We start from the raw sequence: 18,935 nt of genomic DNA on the forward strand, positions 1-18,935 counted from the left end.
CCGCGTTCCCCGCCGGAGCCGGGAGCCGCCGGGTCAAGGCCGTTCGAGGTTTACCATCGGGTCATCCGCCGGCGACCGATGGCGGTCGATGCGTCGCGGACTCCTTGCGAGAGTGGCGGTGACGGACGTGCCCGACAACGACTCCGAGCTGACCGGCCGGCGCAGGCTGCCGATGGGGCACCAGGTGATGCTGGGGCTGGGCGGGCTGCTGGCCGTGTTCGCGGTGGCGATGCTGGTAGCGATCTTTCTGGTGATCGGTCTGCGCCAGGGGGAGACGCGCCTCAACGATCACGAGGTGCCGTACGCGAGTGCGGTTGCCGACGCCGCGCTCAACGCGAAGGGCATCGCCAACGATCAGCGTGGTTTTCTGCTGACCGGCGATCCGACGTTCGTCGACGAGGCCGATCGCCGCGCCGACGCCGCACGCCTCAGCTTCGCGGCGGCAGAGCGGGCGGCGATCAACGACGGTCAGCGGCAGGCGGTCGGCGCGGCGCAGGCCGGGTTCGAGCGCTGGATCGGTGCGGTGCACGAAGAGTTCGCGGCGTTCCGGGCCGGTGACCACGAGCGTGCCATCGCCGCCTCGGCGGGCCCGGATCGGGAGTTGCGGAAGACCTACGAGCAGGCGCTGGCCGGTGCGCAAACGCTGGGGGACAGCTCGGTCCGCTCCGGCAGCAGCGCGGTGGCCGCGGCGTCGCTGCGGTCGGTGTGGATCCTGGCGGTCGGGCTCCTCGTCGTCCTGGTGGTCGGTGCGGCCATCGCCGCCTGGCTGATCCGCTCGGTCGCGGGGCCCCTGTTCCGGTTGGTCGACCTGCTGGCCGCCGATCTACCCCTCTGACGGGAGCGTGCGTGCTGTCGGTGGGTGGCCGTGAGGGCTAGGGTGCGCGCCATGAGATCTGCCCGGAGGTTCGCCGAGTCCGCGGCTGCCTGGCTCGTGCGGCTGGCGGGGGCGGTGCTGGCCGGAGGCTGTGCGGCGATCGCGGGCGTCGGCCTGGTGCAGGGCGGCGACACGTTCGTGCGGTCCGCGAGCGGCCTGCCGCTGTACGCCGCCGTGCTCGCCGCGTATCTGGGTGCCTTCCTGGTCGTGACCCGGCGCGACAGCGGGCTCCCGCCCCGGGCGGCGCTGACGAGCGTGGGCTTCGGACTGCTGGCCGGTGGCCTGTTCGCCGCCGCGGTGCCGGTCCTGCCGCCGGTGGCCGCCCTGCTGGCGTTCCTGCTGATCGCGGCGGCCGCCGGCGGCGCCGCATGGCGGGCCCGGCCGGACGAGGGTCGCGCCGCGGCCGCGCGGCCGGACGAGGGTCGCGCCGCGGCCGCGCGGCCGGACGAGGGCCGCGCGGCGGCCGCCGGCGCGGCCGCGGCGCGGATGGGGACGGAGGAGACCCGCGCCATTGCCGCGCTCTTCGGGATCGTCGTGGCCTGCCAGGCGGTGTTCCTCGCCGCCGCCGTCCTCTACTACTACGGGCCCGACTCGTGGATGCCGTACGCCGGCCCCGGGCCGCTGACCCCGCAGGCTCAGCTGGAGCAGAACCGGGCCGAGGCGATCGACCCCTACGTGGGCCCGTTGTTCATCGGCCTGATCGCCGCGATCGTGCTGATCGGTAGGGCGGTGACGGCCCGGCGGCGGGCCCGCGCCGCGCCCGGGTCCGTCGCGCTACCCCCGGCGTGACCGCCGAGCGCCCCGGCCGGAGGTCCCCCGGAGCGAGTACCGGCGACTCTGACCCGGGTGGGTGCCGGCGGGGAGCGTGGAGCCATGGTGGTGACACGTGAGCGGAGCGAGGTCGGGGCGGACCCCGACCTGAGTGGACAGCCGGCGACGCTGACCCGGCGGCGGACGCCATGACCGGCCCGCCGGTCGATCGGCTCACCGCGCTGGACCGGCTGATGCTGTCGGCCGGCCGGCGATGGCCGCAGGAGATCGGCGCGCTCGCGCTGCTGGACGGGACGAGCCTCTTCGACCCGGCCGGGGAGCTTCGGGTGGACGCCATCCGCGAGGCGATGGCATCGCGCCTGGACCTGGTTCCCCGGCTCCGGCAGGTGGTGCAAACCTCGCGAGGCGGGCCGCGGTGGACGGACGCGCCGCGCTTCGACCTCGCCGAGCACGTCGTGGTCCGCCCGCTGCCGTACGGGACGGTCGAGGCGGGCCTGCCGGCGGTGGCCGAGCGGCTGTACGGGGAGCGGCTCGACCCCGCCCGCCCGCTCTGGCGGATCTGGCTGCTGCCCGGCCTGCCGGACCGCCGGGTCGCGATGATCGTCCGGTTGCATCACGTGATCGCCGACGGTGTAGCCGCGATGATGACGGTCACGGCCCTGCTCGGCGGGCCGCTGCCGGCCGACCGCGACCCGCGCGCCCACGACGATCCCGGACAACGACATGCCGGTCGGAACGGGCGGGCGTGGCCCGCGATCCGGGAGCTCATCGCTGCCCGGCCCGGGCCCCGGACCAGCCTCGACCGGACCGTCGGCGACGGCCGGCGGCTCGCCGTCATCCGGCACTCGCTCGACGAGATCCGGGCCATCGCCCACGCGGCCGGCGCGACCGTCAACGACGTGCTGCTGGCGGTGACCGCCGGCGGCCTGCGGGCGGTGCTGCGCGAACGCGGGGAACTGGCCGGCGCCGCCGTGGTCCCGGCGTACGTGCCGATCTCGTTGCGACCGCCCGGCGGTGGCCCACCCCAGGGCAACGCGATCGCCCAGATGGTCGTGCCGCTCCCGGTCGGCGAGCCGGACCCGGGCGTGGCCCTGCGGCGGATCGCGGCCGCCACCGCGGAGCGGAAGGCACGGCCACACACCTCGCTCGACACGCTGGTGCGCGGCGGACCGCTGGGCCGCCTCATTCTCGCCGCGGTGATGCGGCAGCGGGTCAATGTCGCGACGGCCTGCATCCGGGGGCCGGCGACGCCGCTGTGCCTGTGCGGCGCGCCGGTGCTCGACGCGGTCCCGATGCTGCCGCTGATCGCGAACGAGCCGCTCGCCGTGGGCGGCCTGTCGTACGCCGGCCGGTTCACGATCGGCGTTGTCGCCGACCGGGACGCGTACCCCGATCTGGAGGTGTTCGTCGCCGGGGCCAGCGCGCAGCTGGACCGGCTCGGCTCGTCGGCGAGGAGGGCACCGGCATGACGACGATCGCGGTACGGGGCATACGGCTGCACGTCGAGGTGATCGGGCACGGCCCGCCGCTCGTGCTGATGCACGGCGGCCCGGGTGCCGACCACTGGACGCTGCTGCCGTTCCGCCGGCTGGCCGACCGATTCACCCTGATCTTCTACGACCACCGGTGCAACGGCCGGTCGACGGGCGCTCCGGTCAGCTCGATGACCTGGGAGAACCTGACGGCCGACGCGGACGCGCTGCGGGCGCGTCTCGGATACGAGCGGTGGGCGGTGCTCGGCCATTCGTTCGGCGGCAAGGTCGCCCTGGAGTACGCGCTGCGCCACCCCGACCGGCTCACCCGCCTGATCCTGCTCGACACCGGCGGCGACAGCTGGTGGGAGCGGGTCAACGCGCCCGCGGTGCTGGCCCGGCGCGGGTTCCCGGCGAAGAAGGTCGAGCTCGCCCGGCGCTGGTTCACCGGGGGGACCGCACCGGCGGAGTTCCTGTCCACGCTGATCCGGCTGGGCAGCGCCTACGACCCGTACACGAGCTGGCCGGCGGTGCTGCGCGACGCGTTCGCGAAACGCCGGCTCAGGGCCCGCCCGGAGGCGCAGATCTTCGGCTTCGGCACGCTCATGCCCGGCTGGTCGGTGATGGACCGGCTCGGCGGCATCACCGCGCCGACGCTGGTGCTGGCCGGGCGGGACGACTTCATCTTCCCGCCGGAGCACCAGGCTCAGCTCGCCGCCGGCATCCCGGGCGCGCGCCTGGAGATCGTCGAGCGCGCCGGGCACAACCCGCACGACGAGCGGACCGCCGAGGTGATGACCGCCGTCGCGGCGTTCCTCGGTGCGGATGTCACGCCGGAGGGTGTCACCTGACGTGGCGATGCGGGCTCCGGTTCGTCGCGTACGCAAAATGGGGGTTTGGTCTGTGTGGTCGCCGGCCCCGGGGTGGCTCAGGTCAAGATCAAATATGAGTTCATCTGACGGAAACCGCGACGGGGTCAATCGTAGGTAGAGTGCCGCCATCCTTGACGACATCGATCCGTTCATCGGCACCGCAGCGACCGACCTGCCGCGCGCACACGGTCTGGCCGCCAGTTGGTGGTGGCCGAAACCGCAAGTCGGCAACACGCATCCCGGTGCCACCTCCCCGCTGGGGATGGTGAGCGCCTGCGCCTACTCGGGGGCCTATCCGACCGGGTACGGCCGGCACGCCAAGAACACCGAGGGCATTCCGGAGGAGATGTTCGACCGGCTCGAGGCGTCCGGGTTCACCCACTTCCAGCAGTCCGGCACCGGGGCGATCCGCAAGTACTACAACTACGTGCGCGTGACCCCGATGGTGCAGCCGCTCGACGCACTGGGGGAGTCGTGGGCGCTGCAGAACGAGGTCGCCGAGGCCGGCTACTACTCGGCGACCCTGGCCACCGGGGTGCGCTGCGAGATCACCGTCGGCGCCAAGGTGGCGGTACACCGGTACACGTTCCCGGAGCACCGCTCGGCCCGGGTCGTCGTCGACCTGTCGTGCGGCGGGCTGGCCATCGACCTCGGCCGTACCGTGCCGCTGCGCGCGCAGGTGGAGAGCATGGGCCGCGGCCGCGCGCAGGGCACCGTGGTGATGGAGGGCGTGCCGCTGTCGGTCCACCTCGAGGCGGACACCCCGGGCTGGCGGCAGATGCTCTGGTACGACCGGCGGCTCATCGAGGGCGGCACCCGGCTCGACTTCGACAGCATCCGGCACACCACGCTGCGGCCGTTCGGGTTGCTGTTCATGGGCTCGGCCCGGGCCGGGCAGGTGATCGAGCTGCGGATGGGGTTCTCGCTGCGCGGCTGCGATCAGGCCCGGCAGAACCTGGAACGCGAGTGCGGTCCGGAGGCGCCGGCGTTCAACGTCGTACGCTCGCGGACCCGCGCCCGGTGGCGGGAGCACGTCGACAAGGTGCAGGTCGAGGGCGGCACCCGAGCCCGGCGCCGGGTGTTCGGCACCGCGCTGTACCACTCGCTGATCAAGCCGTGCATCGCCGAGGACGAGAGCCCGTTCTGGCCCGACGCCGGCCCGTACGCGTACGACGTCTGCACGATGTGGGACATCTACAAGACCCAGCTGCCGCTGCTCGCCGCGGTCGCCCCGGACCGCTTCACCGACCTGCTCGAGTCGCTGATCCGGGTGTGCGAGGAGGAGGGCAACTTCCCGATCGGCTACCGGATGGCGCGCGGCGCCGACCGGTTCTTCCGGCAGGCCAGCGCGCTCGCGCACACCGCAATCGCGGACGCGCACGCGCTGGCCCGGCCCGGCCTGGACTGGAGCTGGGCTCTGGTGCACATGGTGGACGACCTGCGCCGGATGTACGGCGAGGACTTCTTCGAGCACGGCCTGGTCCATCCGATCACCCACACCCTCGATCTCGCGTACGCCCACCACTGCACCGCCCAGGTGGCTCGCGCCCTGAACGACCGCCGCCTCGCCGACGACCTCGAGCGGCGCGGGCGCCAGTGGGTCAACGCCTTCGACCCGGCCACCGGCCTGCTGCGGGACAGCGAGTTCTACGAGGGTGGCAAGTGGAACTACTCGTTCCGCCTGATCCACGACATGGCCGGCCGGATCGCCCTGGCCGGCGGCGACGACACGTTCATCGGGATCCTCGACCGCTTCTTCGGGTACGGGGCGGACCCGGTGAAACAGCCCGGTCGCTGCCCGTCGCCGACCGAGATGGCGGCCGGCTACGCGCTCAACCGGTTCGAGGGCCTGAACAACGAGCCCGACATGGAGGCGCCCTGGGCGTACCACTACGCGGGCCGCCCCGACCGTACGGCCGAGGTGGTCCACTCGGCGCTGACCTGGCAGTTCGGCACCGGCCCGGGCGGCCTGCCCGGCAACGACGACTCCGGCGGCCTCAGCTCCTGGTACGTCTGGGCGTCGCTGGGCCTGTTCCCGGTGGCCGGCCAGCACCTTTTCCTGATCAACGCGCCGGCCTTCGAACGGGCCGCGATCCAGGCCGGCGACAGCGAGTTCGTGATCGAGACCAGCGGTTTCGTGGAGACCCCGATCGGCGTGGACGGCCTCGACCGCGACCCGCCGCCGCAGTACGTGCAGTCGGCGACGCTCAACGGCGAGCCGCTGCACGCCGCCCATCTGTCCGCCGCCGCCCTGCACCGCGGCGGGCGGCTGCATCTGAGGCTGGGCCACGAGCCCTCCACCTGGGGAAGCGGGATACGTCCCCCGTCCCTGTCCTGAGTCCCTGCACCCCCCGAGGAACCAGCCATGAGCCACCCCAGCCGCCGCCTCGTGATCATCGTCCGGGCCGACCCGGTGATCTGCGGCCACTCCGGTGAGGCCCGCAATCTCGCCGAGGTCGCGCTGACCCGCGGCTTCGACGACGTCCGGCTGCTCACCTGGACCATTCCGACGCTGGAGGCGGCCGGTCTGCCGCTGAAGCCTCTCGATCGGCTGCTGCCGTACAGCCCGGGGATCACCGTGGAACGGCCCGAGGCGGTCGGCGACTACCGGGTGCCGGACGGCCGCCACCTGGCCGGGCTCACCGGCCGGCTGGTCGAGCTGCTGGCCGAGCCGGTGCCGACCGTGTGCCTGTCGATGTACCTGGTCCCGCACACCTCGGTGGTGGTCGAAGCGGTGAACGCGGCCCGGGCCGCGGGCTTCCACCCGCAGGTCCGCACGATCGCCAAGGCGGTCGGCTCGGACGTCACCAACGTGATCCGGTCCTGTCTGCGCGAGGGCCGGTTCGGCGCGGCGACGGTGCTGTTCACGACGTTCCTCGCCAACGACGAGGTGGTGGCGGTCTCCGAGTACACCCGTGACGAGATCATCGCGTCCGCCGCCGAGGTGGACGCGCACTGCGGCACGTCGTTCGCCGCCCAGTGCCGGTCACGTGTGCGGGTCAGTTACCCGCCGATCGACTCGTCGGCGTTTGTCGATAAACCGGATATCTCCGTCGATGAGGCGCTGGCCCGTCGCGGGCTCGAACGCGACGGCTACATCCTGTTCCTGTCCCGGGTGGCCCGCGCCAAAGGCATTTACGACCTGGTCATCGCGTACGGGCAGATGCGGTGCCGGGAGAACGTCAAGCTGGTGGTCGCCGGCACCGGCCCGGCCCTCGAGCACGTCCGGGCGATGGCCAAGGAGGACGACCGGATCGTCTTCCTCACCGACGTCGACGACGAGGAGAAGCCGCTGCTGATGGCCGGGTGCGCCGCGTACGCGCTGCCGACCAAGCCGGAGCCGGACTTCGTCGAGACGTTCGGCATCGCCCTGGCCGAGAAGATGCTGGCCGGTGGCGGCCCGATCGTGACCACGCTGACCGGCGGCACCGGCGAGGCGGTCGGCAAGGCCGCCGTCATCATCGAGCCGGGGGACATCACCGGGCTGGCCGAGGCGCTCGACCGGGTGGTGCTCGACATGTCCACCGCCCAGCGGGCGGACTACGAGCTGCGGGCCCGGGAGAAGGCGATGGAGTTCGACCGGTACGCCGTCTTCGACGCCCTGTTCCCGCAGGGTGCCGCCGCTCGATAACATCCGTGGATGTCGGCAGGGGAACAACCCCGATACGGTACGTGGATCCGGTCGTCCCGGCTGCGCGTGTTCGCCGGCCTGTGCCTGCTCGCCCTGGCCGGCTGCCTGTTCGCGGTGGTCAGCCCGTGGTTCCTGCTGTTCCTGGCGCCGCTCGGGATCTTCGGGTACATCACGCTGATCCTGGCGCTGACCGCCTACCGCCTCGGGCCGCGTGGCGGGGACTTCCAGCGCCGGATCCACCTGCTGGTCGCCACGTCGCTTCCGGCGCCGGGCGGCAGCGCGCTGGACGTCGGGTGTGGCAGCGGCAGTCTCGCGGTCAAGCTGGCGCAGGCCCATCCGGCGCTGACCGTCACCGGGGTCGACTCGTGGGGGGACGACTGGGAGTACTCCTCGGCGGAGTGTGCCCGTAACGCCCGCATCGAGGGCGTGGCCGATCGGGTGTCGTTCCAGCAGCAGTGCGGCAGCGCGCTGTCCTTTCCGGACGCCTCGTTCGACGCGGTGGTCAGCTGCATGACCTTCCACGAGATCAAGGAGAACGCCGACAAGACCGACGGCGTTCTCGAGGCACTGCGCGTGCTGCGGCCCGGCGGCACGTTCGTGTTTCTCGACCTCTTCGGCGACCGATCGATCTATCCCGACCCGGGCAAGCTCTGCGCTCTCCTCGGCGCGCAGCCGCGGCCGCTCACCGAGCTGATGCCGCTGCCGTTTCCGCTGCGCCATCCGAAGGTGCTCGGCCACGCGATGATCGTCACCGGCACTCAGGGGAACCGGTAGCTGCCCGACCTCGCGCGCCAGCCGGCCGGCGGGTCCTCGCCGGTACGCCCGTCGACCGCCTCCCGCAGCAAATCGGCGTGGCCGGTGTGCCGGCCGTACTCCTCCAGCAGGTCGCAGAGCAGGCGGCGCAGGCTCGCGTGGGTGCCGTCGCCGGTGGCGGCATGCACCGGCCGGCCCAGGTCCCCGCCGGCCAGCGCGGCGGCCATGCGCTCGCGGGCGCGGTCGACGGCGCCGTCCCACAACGCGTACAGGGTCTCGGGGGAGTCGCCGGCCGCGGAGGCGAACTCCCAGTCGTTGTCGCCGGTCCAGCCGAGGGACTCCCACGGCTCGCCGATCGGGGCGCCGCGCAGCTTGGTGGTGGAGTAGTAGTCCTCCACCGCGGCCAGGTGTTTCAGCAGGCCGCCGAGGGTCAGGGTGGACACGCCCAGGCGGGCGGTCAGACCGTCGGCGCCGAGGCCGTCGGCCTTGTAGCGGAAGGTGGTGCGGAGCCGGTCGAGGGCGCCGAGCAGCTGCTCCGCCTCGGTGCCCGCGAGGGGCGGCTCCCACGGGTAGTCGTCGGTCATGCGGGTCACCGTAGACCTGGTGGCCGCCTGAGGCGCCCCCCTCAGTGCGCAGGCACGGACGCGCCGGCGAGGAACGGACGGGCCAGCCGCCCGCCCACACTCCGGGGATGCAGCACCGCCACCAGCAGCACCGTCACGGCGGTCGGCCCGGCGATCGGCCCCAGCTCGGTGAGCAGCACCGCGGCGGCGGCCGCCGTGCCCAGGCCGAGGCCGAAGACCGTCACGAGCACCAGGCCGGCGAGCCGGACCCGGCCCGGCCCGGCGGTATCGGACCACCAGCTCGCCTGCATCCACAGCAGCAGCGGCACCAGCACCGCGCCCATGGCGTACAGGGTGAGGGCGACGTCGCTGGTGAGGAAGCCGGCCGGGTGGAACCCGCCGGTCCGCCAGTCGGCGGTGGTGGGTGCGAAGAAGCGGCGGTACCCGGTGCCGTCCCAGCCGTAGGCGAGCACGAAGAACATCGCGAGGTAGCCCAGCGGCATCTGCAGCCAGGACAGGTACCGGTGCCCGCGCCGCCACAGCGCCTGCGCGGCGAGGTAGCCGAGCACCCCCTGGCTGATGTTGGTGATCGCGAACGTGCAGACCAGCCAGCCGGGCAGGTCCGTGGGGCCGGCCGCCGCGTGCATCGTCTCCCAGCCGGGGAACTGCCAGAGCAGCCAGATCCCGCTGGGCGCGAACACGCAGCCGAGGAACAGCACGGTCAGGGTCAGGCGCCGTTCGGCCGGCCGCGCGGGATCCGGCTCCCGCAGCGACGCCCGCGCGGCGGCGGCGCCGCAGCCGGCGCCGATGGCGTACGACCAGAAGACATCGACCTGGACCATCGACTCGCTCCCTTGGGTGTCCCGCTCAGCGCGCCAGGCCGTCGAACATCAGGGTCACGACGGCCGCGATCCAGGCGTCGCGCAGGTCGCCCGCGGCGGGGTCGCGGGCGACCTGGGCGGCGCCGGCGAAGACCATCCCGTTGATCACCCGGGCGGTGATCTCGATGTCGAGGTCGGCGCGGAGAAAGCCGCGATCAACACCGTTGCGCAGGTACGCGGCGGTGTAGTCGGCGAAACGGTCGAGCGCCTGCCGGTGCCGCTCGCGCAGCTCCTCGTCGACGCAGGCCAGGTCGAAGAAGACCAGCCGGCCCATGGCCGGGTCGGCGGCGAACAGCTCGTACAGCCGGCGGCCGATGCGCCACACCTGGGCCCGGTATTGCGACAGGCTGCCGCTGGCGTCCGGCGACTCGGCGGCGACCACCTCGGCGATCCGGGTCAGCGCCCGGTCCAGGACGGCCGCGGCCACGTCGCGCTTGTTGTCGAAGTACCGATAGACCGTGCCATGGCCGATGCCCAGCTCGCCGGCGAGGTCGGCGATGCCCGCCGCGGTGTAGCCCTTGCGGGCGAAGACGGCGTGGGCGGCGTCCAGGATGGCGTCCCGGCGACCGGGTTCCGCGGTACGAGCCATGAATGAATGACACATCATTCCGGAATGGAGGTCAATACCTGGCGGGCCCTCTACCTGATGCGCAGGGGCTCTCCCTCGCCGCCGGTGTGATGAACGTCCGGGGCGCCGGCGCCTACCGGGGTCGCGGGCCGGCGCCTGCCGGGGCATGATTTCTGCGCATCGAACCCGGCGGATTCTCGCCGCCCGGCTCAACCGGCCGGGCGGCGTCGCCGCCGTGCACCTTCAGGAGAACACTTTGCACTGTACGAAATGCGGAACCGCACTCGAACACGCCGGCCAGGGCCACACCTGCCGGTCCTCGGCGCCTCCGCCCGTGCTCCGGACGACCGGCTGGGAGGTCTCGACCTGGTTCGTCGTCGGTTTCGCCGGCCTCTTCGCCCTGGCCGGGGTCGCCGCGGCCGTGCTCGGTGGCATCTTTGAAGTCCGGACCGACACCGTCGCGGCGATCGGCTTCGTCCTGGCCAGTCTGGTCCTGTTGGGCGCCGTCATCGGCGTGGTGGTCAGTGGGTTGATCTGGTCACGCGGCACCCGCCAGATCGCCGAGGCGTACGGCTCCTCCGGCCGCTCGTACACCCGCCATTGGGGCACCCGCATCTACTCCTTCTGCCTCGTCTTCAGCTTCGGTGTGAGCTGGCTGGCCGCCGACCGCACCGCCCCGGCCGTCCTGTTCACCCAGGCGACCCTCCGTGCCCTCGGCGCCGCCGCGTTGATCGGGGGCGTGTTGCACAGCCGGGCGCGGATCCTGCGCCTGATCGCCCAGGCTCACCAGGTCGGCCACGGAGCCCACCCGCCGGTCGCCGGGGGAGACCCGGCGTGGGCGCTGAATCCCACGCCGACCAGCGACGACTGGAACGCCGGCCAATGGGACCCCGACGTCATGCGCGACATCGAAGCCCGCCGTCACCGAGACCAAACCTGATCGGACCCGCCGTCACGCCACCCGGCTGCGGCGGCGCAGCACGACCAGCGCGATCGCCGTGGCGAACGCGGCGAGCGCGACGATCAGCAGGGCGACCGCGAGCGTGGTGCCCTGATGGTCGACCGTGACGACCGGCGGCGGCTGCGGGGCGCCGGCGACGGCGCTGTCGCTGTAGCGGGTCTCCACGGTGGAAGTCGGGATGACCATCGTGCCGATCAGCGCGAGCAGGCCGAGCGCGATCAGCAGCGCGGTCGGGATGGTGGATCGAACGAGCCAGTGCTTCATGGTCGGATACCTCGTCTTCAGGAGTGTAGAAACTGCCGGGCGGGGTCGAAGTCTTCAGGAGTGGGGAAACTGCCGGGCGGGGTCGAAGCCGACCGCCGCGATGTTGACGCTCGTCACCCGGGGGTCGGCCAGCAGCGCGCGTACCTGGGTGACGGTGAGGTTGTCCAGGACGGCGCCGTGCACGTGCGGGTCGGCCGCGAGCGACCGCAGCTGCGCGTACGGGGGTGCCTGCAACGCCCGCAGGGCGTCGTCGTCACCGCCGGACAGCTGGCCCACCCAGTCCTGGAAGCCGCGCAGGTCGGTCGCCGGCCAGCTCGCGACCGGCTCGTCGTACGGCGCGGACAGGAACGCCAGCGAGCGCGAGGACACCGGGACCAGGCCGAGGAACTCGTCGGCGCTCAGGGGCGTGCCGAACTCCACGACCGCGGAGGCCGCCACCGAGTCCGGCAGCGTCGCCAGGAACGCCTTGGTCGCGTCCTTGGCCGGGCGACCGCGGTCGAGCGCCTCGCCGACCGGGGTGCCGGCGGCCGGTGGCAGGTCGGCGCTGATCTCACCGAGCACGTTCTCCCGGACGACACCGGTCAGCGTGCTGGTACCGCCGACGGTGCCGCGGGTGGTCAGGTCCAGGCTCATCCGCAGCGAATAGCCCAGCCCAGGGCAGCAGGTGCTGTCGACCGAGGCGTACTCGGGCCGGCCGACCAGCGCACCGCCGCGTGCGACGTCGGCGAAGTGCTCGCCCCGCAGGCCACCCAGGACGACCCCGGTGAGCACCACCAGCAGCGCGCCGACCAGCAGCCACGCGACCGCGGCGAGGCCGGTCCGGAGCACGCCGAGAAACACCGCCCGCCGCAGCGAGGGCGGTTCCGGCAGCACGATCTCGTCGAAGTCAGTGGTCATGGCCTCGCCCCTCGGCGGCGATCGCGCGCAGCGCATCCCGGGCCCGCCAGACCGCGGATCGCACGGCGGCCGGGGTCTGCCCGGTCATCGCGCCGATCTCGGCGTGCGTGAACCCGTCCAGATAGGCCAGCTCCAGCAGCCGCCGCGCGGTCGGCGGCAGCCGGCCGAGCAGGTCGCGGACCTCCACCCCGGTGTCGGGGAAGGCCTGCGCGGGCAGCAGCGTCTCCTCCAGCGGCACGATCCTGCGCCCGCGCCGGTGATGATCGGCCAGGACGTTGCGGGCGATGGCCAGCAGCCACCCGGCGGCCGGGCCGCCCCGCCACCCGAGGAACGCGGCGGTCGCCTTGACGAACGTCTCCTGCGCCAACTCCTCGGCCAGGACCGGGTCGCCGGTACGCCGGCACAGGTAGCCCACGACGGTCGGCCAATGCGCACGGAACAGCTCCGTCATCGTCGCGATGGCCTGCTCCCGGCGGCTCGAGTGAATCTTCCATGCCGTACAGACGGCGGTGGGCGGGTGATTGTCACGGCACGATCGACGAAATTCTTGGTGATCGGCCGTGCGGGTGGATCGCCGGGGTACAGTGCGGCCGGTGAGCGGACGGACGGTGGCTGACGGATTCGGGCTGGTCGTGCGTTTCCTGGTGCGCGACGAGGCGGCCGCGGCGGGCTTCGACGCCCTGGTCGCGCGGACGGTCCCGGAGATCGAGCGGCATGAGCCGGGCACCCTCGCGTACGTGGTGCACACCGTGCCGACGGAGCCGTTGGTACGCGTCTTCTACGAGCTGTACGCCGACCGCGCCGCCTTCGACGCCCACGAACGGCAACCGCACACCCGGCACTTCCTGGCCGAACGTGAGCAGTACCTGAGCGGCGTCGAGGTCACCTTCCTGCACGCCGGCTCCGGCGTCCGGCCCGCGGCCCGGTAGTTCCTCCGGCTTCTGCGATCTGACGAACATGTTCGTCCGAGAACTTGTTCGTAACGAACGCGTTCGTCAGCATGGAGACATGACCACCACCGCTGCTCCCGTCCCCACGGCGTCGACAAGGGCCATCTGGCTGACGCTGATCGTCGTCCTCGTCGCCGACGCCCTCGACCTGATCGACGCCACCATCACCACCGTCGCGGCGCCCAGCATCGTGCGCAGCATCGGCGGCGGCGAAGCGCTGGTCAAATGGCTGGGCGCCGCCTATGCCCTGGCCCTGGGCTCACTGCTGGTGCTCGGCGGCCGGATCGGCGACCGGTTCGGCCAGCGCCGTACCTTCCTGATCGGCATGACCGGATTTGTCGCCGCCTCGGCGCTGGCCGGACTCGCCCCCGGCCCGGCCGTCCTGGTCGCCGCCCGGCTCCTGCAGGGCGCCTTCGGGGCGCTGCTGATCCCGCAGGGCATGGCCATCATGACGCGGACCTTCCCGCGCGAAGCCCTCACCAAGGCGTTCGGCGCGTTCGGCCCGATGCTGGGCATCTTCGGCGTGGGCGGCCCGATCCTGGCCGGCTTCCTCATCGACGCGAACCTGTTCGGCCTCGGCTGGCGGCCGGTCTTCCTGATCAACGTCGTCGTCGGCGGCCTGGGACTGCTGCTTGCGATCAAGACGCTTCCGTACGTCGAGCCCGAGCCCCGCACGCGCATCGACTGGGTGGCGGCCGCGCTGCTGAGCGTCACCATGTTCGCCCTGCTCTACGGCCTGATCGAGGGCTCGAGCGCCGGCTGGACCGCGGTCCCGCTCGGGTGTCTCGCCGCCGCCCTGGTGCTGTTCGCCGCGTTCGCGCGCCGCCAGCACACCTCGGCCAACCCCCTGATCAAGCCGAGCCTGCTGGGCAACCGCGGGTTCGTCTCCGGCCTGACCCTGGGGCTGCTGGTGTTCGCCGCCTTCAACGGCCTGATGTACGTGATCTCCCTGTTCTTCCAGAACGGCCTGCACTACACGCCCACGCACACCTCGGTGAGTCTGCTCCCGCTGACGATCGGCATCATCATCGGCTCCGGAGCCTGCATGGCGCTGATCACCAAGCTGGGCCGCGTGCTCGTGCTGGCCGGCCTGCTCGTCACGGCCCTGGGCGCCGGCCTCTTCCTCGCCGTCGTCGACCACTACGGCCTCGGCCCCAACGGCTGGATCCTGGCCCTGGTCACCCTCGTCATCGGGATCGGCGCCGGCACCTGCTTCGGCTCGATCTTCGACACCGCCCTCGGCGACATCGACCACGACGAAGCGGGCGCCGCAAGCGGATCGCTCAGCGCCGTCCAGCAACTCGCGGCCGGCATCGGATCCGCGGTCGTCACCACCGTCTACTTCCACACCCTCGGCGGCGGCCAGCCCCACGCGATGGTCACCAGCCTGCTCACCGTGCTGGGCCTGTCGCTGCTCTGCCTCACCGCGGTGCCCCTGCTGCCCCGGCGCGCCGCCGGCCTCGAGCAGCACTGACCGGGACCATCTCGCCGAGCGTGACGCATGCCGGGCCACGCCACATACCACAGTGGACGCGGGCTGCGATGATGGCGCGGTGAGGGCGATTCGCTACCAGCGGTACGGCGCTCCCGACGTGCTCGGTGTGCGCGAGGTCGAGATGCCCGTGCCGACGGAGGACGAGGTCCTGATCCGGTGCGGGCGGCCGCCGTGAACCCGCTCGACTGCCACCTGGTCGGCGGGGTGCCCCAGGTCGTCCGTACGCAATCGGGGTTTTTCGCCCCTCGGAACACCGGACTCGGGGTCGACCTGGCCGGCGAGGTCACCGCGATCGGGCCCGGCGTGGCGGCGTTCCGGGTCGGCGACGCGGTCTTCGGCTCGTGCGACCTCGGCGCCGGGGTGCGCAGCCGGGCGTTCGCCGAGTACGCGATCCTTCGCCAGGACGGGTCGCTGCTGCTCAAGCCCTCGCGGCTGAGCTTCGCGCAGGCGGCGGCCGCGCCGATCGCCGGGCTCAGCGCGCTGCAGGCCCTGCGTGACAAGGGCCGGCTCCGGCCGGGGCAGCGAGTGCTGATCAACGGCGCCGGCGGCGGGATCGGGACGTTCGCCGTGCAGATCGCCAAGGCGCAGGGCGCGGAGGTCACCGCGGTGTGCAGCGGGCGAAATGTCGCGATGGTACGCGAGCTGGGCGCCGACCACGTGATCGACTACACGTCGGCCGACTTCCTCGCCACCGACCTGCGCTACGACCTGCTGATCGACCTGGCCGGCAGCCGCACGGTGGCCGAGTGCCGCCGGGTGCTCGCCCCGCGCGGCGTGCTGGTCGCGGTGGGCGGCCCGATCCGCGGCAAGTGGGTGCGACCGCTGCTCGGGCCCCTATCGCTGATCGTTTCGTCGATGTTCACCAGCCAGACGCTGACGCCGTTCCTCACCCGCAACCGGCGGTCCGACCTGATCGAGCTGGCGTCCCTCATGGAGTCCGGCCAGGTCACGCCCGTGATCGGGCGGACCTACCCGCTCGAGAAGGTGCCCGAGGCGATCGGGTACGTCCAGGCCGGCCACGCCAGCGGCAAGGTGATCATCGAGATGGGAGGGTGACGAAGGTCGCGCCGGGGGGTGCAACCGGGCTCCCGCGTGGTAACCATGCGAAGTAGGGAGGTGGCTCAGTGCTAGGGCTCATCGACCAGTTCGGCTACTTCGGGGTCGCCCTGATCGTCTTCGTGGAGAGCTTCGGCGTTCCGGCGCCCGGCGAGACGGCCATCATCGCCGGTTCCGCGTACGCCGGCAGCGGCCACTTCAACATCGTCGGCGTCGCGCTCACCGCGTTCTTCGCGGCGGTGGTCGGGGACAGCGTCGGATACCTGATCGGCCGCCGGGGCGGGCGGCCGCTGGTGCACCGGTACGGGAAGTACGTGCGGCTCACCCCGGAACGGTTCGACAAGGTCGAGGGATTCATGTCCCGGCAGGGGCCGAAGGTCGTGGTGATCGCCCGGTTCGTCGAGGGCCTGCGGCAGTTCAACGGGATCGTGGCCGGAATCTCCGGGATGCCGTTCCACCGGTTCCTGGCGTGGAACGCACTGGGTGCGGCGCTCTGGGTGGGCATCTGGTCGGCCGGCGGCTATCTGGCCGGTGACCACATCGAGGCGATCGCCTCGGTGATCAGCAAGTACATCGTGCTGGCCGCGGCCGTCGCGGTGGTCGCCCTGATCGGGTACGTCTGGTACCGCCGGCGCCGGAGGCGGGCCGGCGCCGAGCCGACGTCCAGCCCTTCCGAAGTACCGGCGAGCCGCTCCCGGTCGACATCGACGGCAAGGACAAGTCGACGCTGAAGTTCAGCGAGTTCGGCGCGACGTTCGCCGAGATCAAGCGGCCGGCGGCGAGCGACGTCGTCGGCTTCGCGCAGGTCACCGTGAAGTAGCGGCGCCGGCCCGGGGCGCGCGACGGGGTCGCCCCCGGCGGGCGCGGCCGGGTCGCCCTCAGTGGGCGCGGCCGGGTCGCCCTCGGTGGGCGCGGCCGGGTCGCCCTCAGTGGGCGCGGCCGGGTCGCCCCCAGCGGGCGCGGCCGGACCGTCCCCGGCGGGCGCGGCCGGGGCGCGCCTATCTGCGGCGGGCGGCGATCTTGGCGCGGACCCGGGCCAGCCGGATCGCCTCCTTGAGCGTCTGCACGTCGTACGCGCCGTAGTGGCGCCGGCCGTTGATGAAGAAGGTCGGCGTGCCGGAGACGCCGCTCAGGTCGGCCGACTGGAGGTCGTCGGCGATGCGCTCGGCGGCCGCCCGGCGCATCATGTCGCGGTGGAAGCGCTCCTCGTCCAGCTCGATCTTCCGGGCGTAGCCGAGCAGGTCGGTGATCCGTAGGTGCTCCTGGTGCTGGAAGAGCAGGTCGTGCATCTCCCAGAACTTGCCCTGCAGCCCGGCCGACTCGGCCGCCTCGGCCGCCAGCTGGGCCTGCGGGTGCACGTCGCTCAACGGCAGGTTGCGCCACACGTAGCGCAGGTCGGCGTCGGCCAGCAGCTCGCGCACCACCGGCTCGGCCCGCCCGCAGTACGGGCACTGGAAATCCCCGTACTCGACGAGCGTGACCGACGCGTCGGCGGGGCCGCGGACGTGGTCCCGCTCCTCGTCGACGTCGGGGATCAGGTCGGTCAGCTGGTCGGCGTCGCCGAGCAGGGCCACCGCCCGCCTCGGCTTGGGCAGCATGAACGTGAGGCGGAACTCGGCCCAGGTCAGCACCGAGGCGGTCAGGCCGGCGGCGAGGACGCCCAGCTTGGCCTCGGCCAGCGCCGGGCCGGTGAAGGCCAGCGCAGCGATCAGGAACGACACGGTGAAGCCGATGCCGGCGATGGTGCCGGTGCCCAGCACCGACGCCCAGCCGACGCCGGGGCGGATGCGGCCGCCGCTGAGGCGGGCGACCAGGGCGGAGACGCCGGTGATCGCGATCGGCTTGCCGCACACGTACGCGACGAAGATGCCGATCGTGATCGGGGAGGTGATCGCCTCCCGCAGGAACGGGCCGTCGATGGCGATGCCGGCGTTGGCCAGGCCGAACAGCGGGACGATCAGGTAGCTGCTCCAGCCCTGGTAGGTGCGCTGGAGGCGGTCGTTCCAGGAGAACGACCGGACCACGCCCCGCTGGGCGAAGCGGGCCAGCTCGGGGGTCGGCTGCTCGCGGAACTCCCGGAACAGGTCGCTGGCCTGCTCGAGGGCGTCGCGGGCCGGGGTGTACGCGGCGGCGGCGAGCCCCAGCGCGAGGCCCGAGACGACCGGGTCGATGCCGCTGGCCATCATCGCGCCCCAGATGGCGACGCCGAGCGGGACGTACGCGTAGCCGCTGCGCACCTGCAGCCGGGCCAGCAGGAACGTCGCCAGGTACAGCACGACCGCGATCAGCAGCGGGATCAGCTCGATCTTGTCGGTGTAGGCGACCGCGATGATCAGCAGGGCGACGAAGTCGTCGACCACCGAGACGGTCACCAGGAACAGCCGCGCCTGGTCGGGCACCCGGCGGCCGACCAGGGCGAGCAGGCCCAGGGCCAGGGCGGTGTCGGTGGACATCGCCACGCCCCAGCCACCGGAGCCGGGGCCGCCGTGGGTGATCGCCAGGAAGATGCCGATCGGGACGATCATCCCGGCCACGCCGGCCGCCGCGGGCAGGACGAACCGCCGCCGGTCGCGCAGGTCACCCAGGTCGAACTCGCGGCGCGCCTCCAGGCCGACGACCAGGAAGAACAGGGTCATCAGTCCGCTGTTGACCCACTCCCGCAGGGTCAGCGAGATGCCCGTGCCGCCGAGTTGGACGGACAGGACCGTGTGCCAGAACCGCTCGTAGGAGCCGTCGGCGACGTTCGCCCAGATCATCGCCAGCACGATCGCGGTGACCAGCACCGCGGCGCTGCCGGCCTCGGTGCGCAGGAGCTGCCGGACCGGGGTGGCCACCCGGGCCGACCAGGCGGTGCTGCCGCGCATGGTGGTGGTGGCCGGGGAGTCGCTCACGGCCCTACCCAATCATCCCGCCGGCACGTATCGTGC

18 protein-coding genes and 1 pseudogene are annotated in these 18,935 nt (G+C 72.6%); 12 read left to right on the forward strand and 7 right to left on the reverse strand.

Features of this window, described 5'->3' with window-relative positions; genetic code table 11:
- The first annotated feature begins 118 nt into the window (after window positions 1-118).
- The 7 genes from ODJ79_RS42840 to ODJ79_RS42870 all read left to right on the forward strand — a co-directional run bounded on the left by ODJ79_RS42840 (window position 119) and on the right by ODJ79_RS42870 (window position 8,394).
- On the forward strand, window positions 119-835 hold the full coding sequence (locus tag ODJ79_RS42840) for a CHASE3 domain-containing protein (RefSeq protein ID WP_263029471.1): 717 nt from the start codon (window positions 119-121) through the stop codon (window positions 833-835).
- 51 nt (window positions 836-886) lie between these two features.
- Window positions 887-1,663, forward strand: a complete 777-nt coding sequence (locus ODJ79_RS42845; protein ID WP_263029472.1) for a hypothetical protein — start codon at window positions 887-889, stop codon at window positions 1,661-1,663.
- Window positions 1,664-1,833: 170 nt separating this feature from the next.
- Window positions 1,834-3,114: a wax ester/triacylglycerol synthase domain-containing protein gene (locus tag ODJ79_RS42850; RefSeq protein ID WP_263029473.1), complete on the forward strand. Its 1,281-nt coding sequence runs from the start codon at window positions 1,834-1,836 to the stop codon at window positions 3,112-3,114.
- Entirely contained in the window at window positions 3,111-3,968 is an 858-nt protein-coding gene (locus tag ODJ79_RS42855) for an alpha/beta fold hydrolase (RefSeq protein ID WP_263029474.1), read from the forward strand. Before ODJ79_RS42850 ends, ODJ79_RS42855 begins: the two co-directional genes overlap by 4 nt.
- 172 nt (window positions 3,969-4,140) lie before the next feature.
- Window positions 4,141-6,327, forward strand: a complete 2,187-nt coding sequence (locus ODJ79_RS42860; protein WP_263029509.1) for a GH92 family glycosyl hydrolase — start codon at window positions 4,141-4,143, stop codon at window positions 6,325-6,327.
- Window positions 6,328-6,354: 27 nt separating this feature from the next.
- Entirely contained in the window at window positions 6,355-7,620 is a 1,266-nt protein-coding gene (locus ODJ79_RS42865; protein WP_263029475.1) for a glycosyltransferase, read from the forward strand.
- Between the two features lie 9 nt (window positions 7,621-7,629).
- Window positions 7,630-8,394 carry a class I SAM-dependent methyltransferase gene (locus tag ODJ79_RS42870; RefSeq protein WP_263029476.1) on the forward strand — a complete coding sequence of 255 codons (765 nt, stop codon included), beginning with the start codon at window positions 7,630-7,632 and terminating at the stop codon, window positions 8,392-8,394.
- Here ODJ79_RS42870 and ODJ79_RS42875 read toward each other — a convergent pair.
- Genes ODJ79_RS42875 through ODJ79_RS42885 form a run of 3 tightly spaced genes read right to left on the reverse strand, consistent with a single transcriptional unit; the run spans window position 8,379 to window position 10,406 of the window.
- On the reverse strand, window positions 8,379-8,957 hold the full coding sequence (locus tag ODJ79_RS42875) for a DinB family protein (RefSeq protein WP_263029477.1): 579 nt from the start codon (window positions 8,955-8,957) through the stop codon (window positions 8,379-8,381). The genes ODJ79_RS42870 and ODJ79_RS42875 overlap by 16 nt on opposite strands.
- A gap of 41 nt (window positions 8,958-8,998) precedes the next feature.
- The gene (locus ODJ79_RS42880) at window positions 8,999-9,778 is read right to left on the reverse strand and encodes a hypothetical protein (protein ID WP_263029478.1); all 780 of its coding nucleotides are present in this window, start codon (window positions 9,776-9,778) and stop codon (window positions 8,999-9,001) included.
- Between the two features lie 25 nt (window positions 9,779-9,803).
- On the reverse strand, window positions 9,804-10,406 hold the full coding sequence (locus tag ODJ79_RS42885; protein WP_263029479.1) for a TetR/AcrR family transcriptional regulator: 603 nt from the start codon (window positions 10,404-10,406) through the stop codon (window positions 9,804-9,806).
- Between the two features lie 313 nt (window positions 10,407-10,719).
- Here ODJ79_RS42885 and ODJ79_RS42890 point away from each other — a divergent pair, with 313 nt between their 5' ends.
- Window positions 10,720-11,325 (forward strand): hypothetical protein, encoded by a 606-nt coding sequence (locus tag ODJ79_RS42890; RefSeq protein WP_263029480.1) that lies wholly within the window; start codon window positions 10,720-10,722, stop codon window positions 11,323-11,325.
- Window positions 11,326-11,337: 12 nt separating this feature from the next.
- Here the strand turns inward: ODJ79_RS42890 and ODJ79_RS42895 are convergent, their stop codons facing one another.
- Genes ODJ79_RS42895 through ODJ79_RS42905 form a run of 3 tightly spaced genes read right to left on the reverse strand, consistent with a single transcriptional unit; the run spans window position 11,338 to window position 12,958 of the window.
- Window positions 11,338-11,610 carry a hypothetical protein gene (locus ODJ79_RS42895; RefSeq protein ID WP_263029481.1) on the reverse strand — a complete coding sequence of 91 codons (273 nt, stop codon included), beginning with the start codon at window positions 11,608-11,610 and terminating at the stop codon, window positions 11,338-11,340.
- Between the two features lie 54 nt (window positions 11,611-11,664).
- Window positions 11,665-12,507: a hypothetical protein gene (locus ODJ79_RS42900; protein ID WP_263029482.1), complete on the reverse strand. Its 843-nt coding sequence runs from the start codon at window positions 12,505-12,507 to the stop codon at window positions 11,665-11,667.
- Window positions 12,497-12,958, reverse strand: a complete 462-nt coding sequence (locus ODJ79_RS42905) for an RNA polymerase sigma factor (RefSeq protein ID WP_263029483.1) — start codon at window positions 12,956-12,958, stop codon at window positions 12,497-12,499. The genes ODJ79_RS42900 and ODJ79_RS42905 overlap by 11 nt, the downstream gene beginning before the upstream one ends.
- Before the next feature lie 142 nt (window positions 12,959-13,100).
- Here ODJ79_RS42905 and ODJ79_RS42910 point away from each other — a divergent pair, with 142 nt between their 5' ends.
- From ODJ79_RS42910 to ODJ79_RS42925, 4 genes and pseudogenes are all read left to right on the forward strand, one after another.
- Window positions 13,101-13,436: a putative quinol monooxygenase gene (locus ODJ79_RS42910; RefSeq protein ID WP_263029484.1), complete on the forward strand. Its 336-nt coding sequence runs from the start codon at window positions 13,101-13,103 to the stop codon at window positions 13,434-13,436.
- 79 nt (window positions 13,437-13,515) lie between these two features.
- A complete protein-coding gene (locus ODJ79_RS42915) occupies window positions 13,516-14,931 on the forward strand; it encodes an MFS transporter (protein WP_263029485.1) in 1,416 nt (471 codons plus the stop codon).
- A 79-nt stretch (window positions 14,932-15,010) separates the two neighbouring features.
- Window positions 15,011-16,008 (forward strand): annotated as a pseudogene (locus tag ODJ79_RS42920) (NAD(P)-dependent alcohol dehydrogenase).
- 68 nt (window positions 16,009-16,076) lie between these two features.
- Window positions 16,077-16,739: a DedA family protein gene (locus tag ODJ79_RS42925; protein WP_263029486.1), complete on the forward strand. Its 663-nt coding sequence runs from the start codon at window positions 16,077-16,079 to the stop codon at window positions 16,737-16,739.
- Between the two features lie 267 nt (window positions 16,740-17,006).
- On the opposite strand, the gene ODJ79_RS42930 is transcribed toward ODJ79_RS42925, so the two are convergent.
- Window positions 17,007-18,899, reverse strand: a complete 1,893-nt coding sequence (locus tag ODJ79_RS42930; RefSeq protein ID WP_263029487.1) for a Na+/H+ antiporter NhaA — start codon at window positions 18,897-18,899, stop codon at window positions 17,007-17,009.
- Window positions 18,900-18,935: the final 36 nt, after the last annotated feature.

Source organism: Actinoplanes sp. KI2, assembly GCF_025630775.1.
In the GTDB taxonomy this organism is placed as follows: domain Bacteria; phylum Actinomycetota; class Actinomycetes; order Mycobacteriales; family Micromonosporaceae; genus Actinoplanes.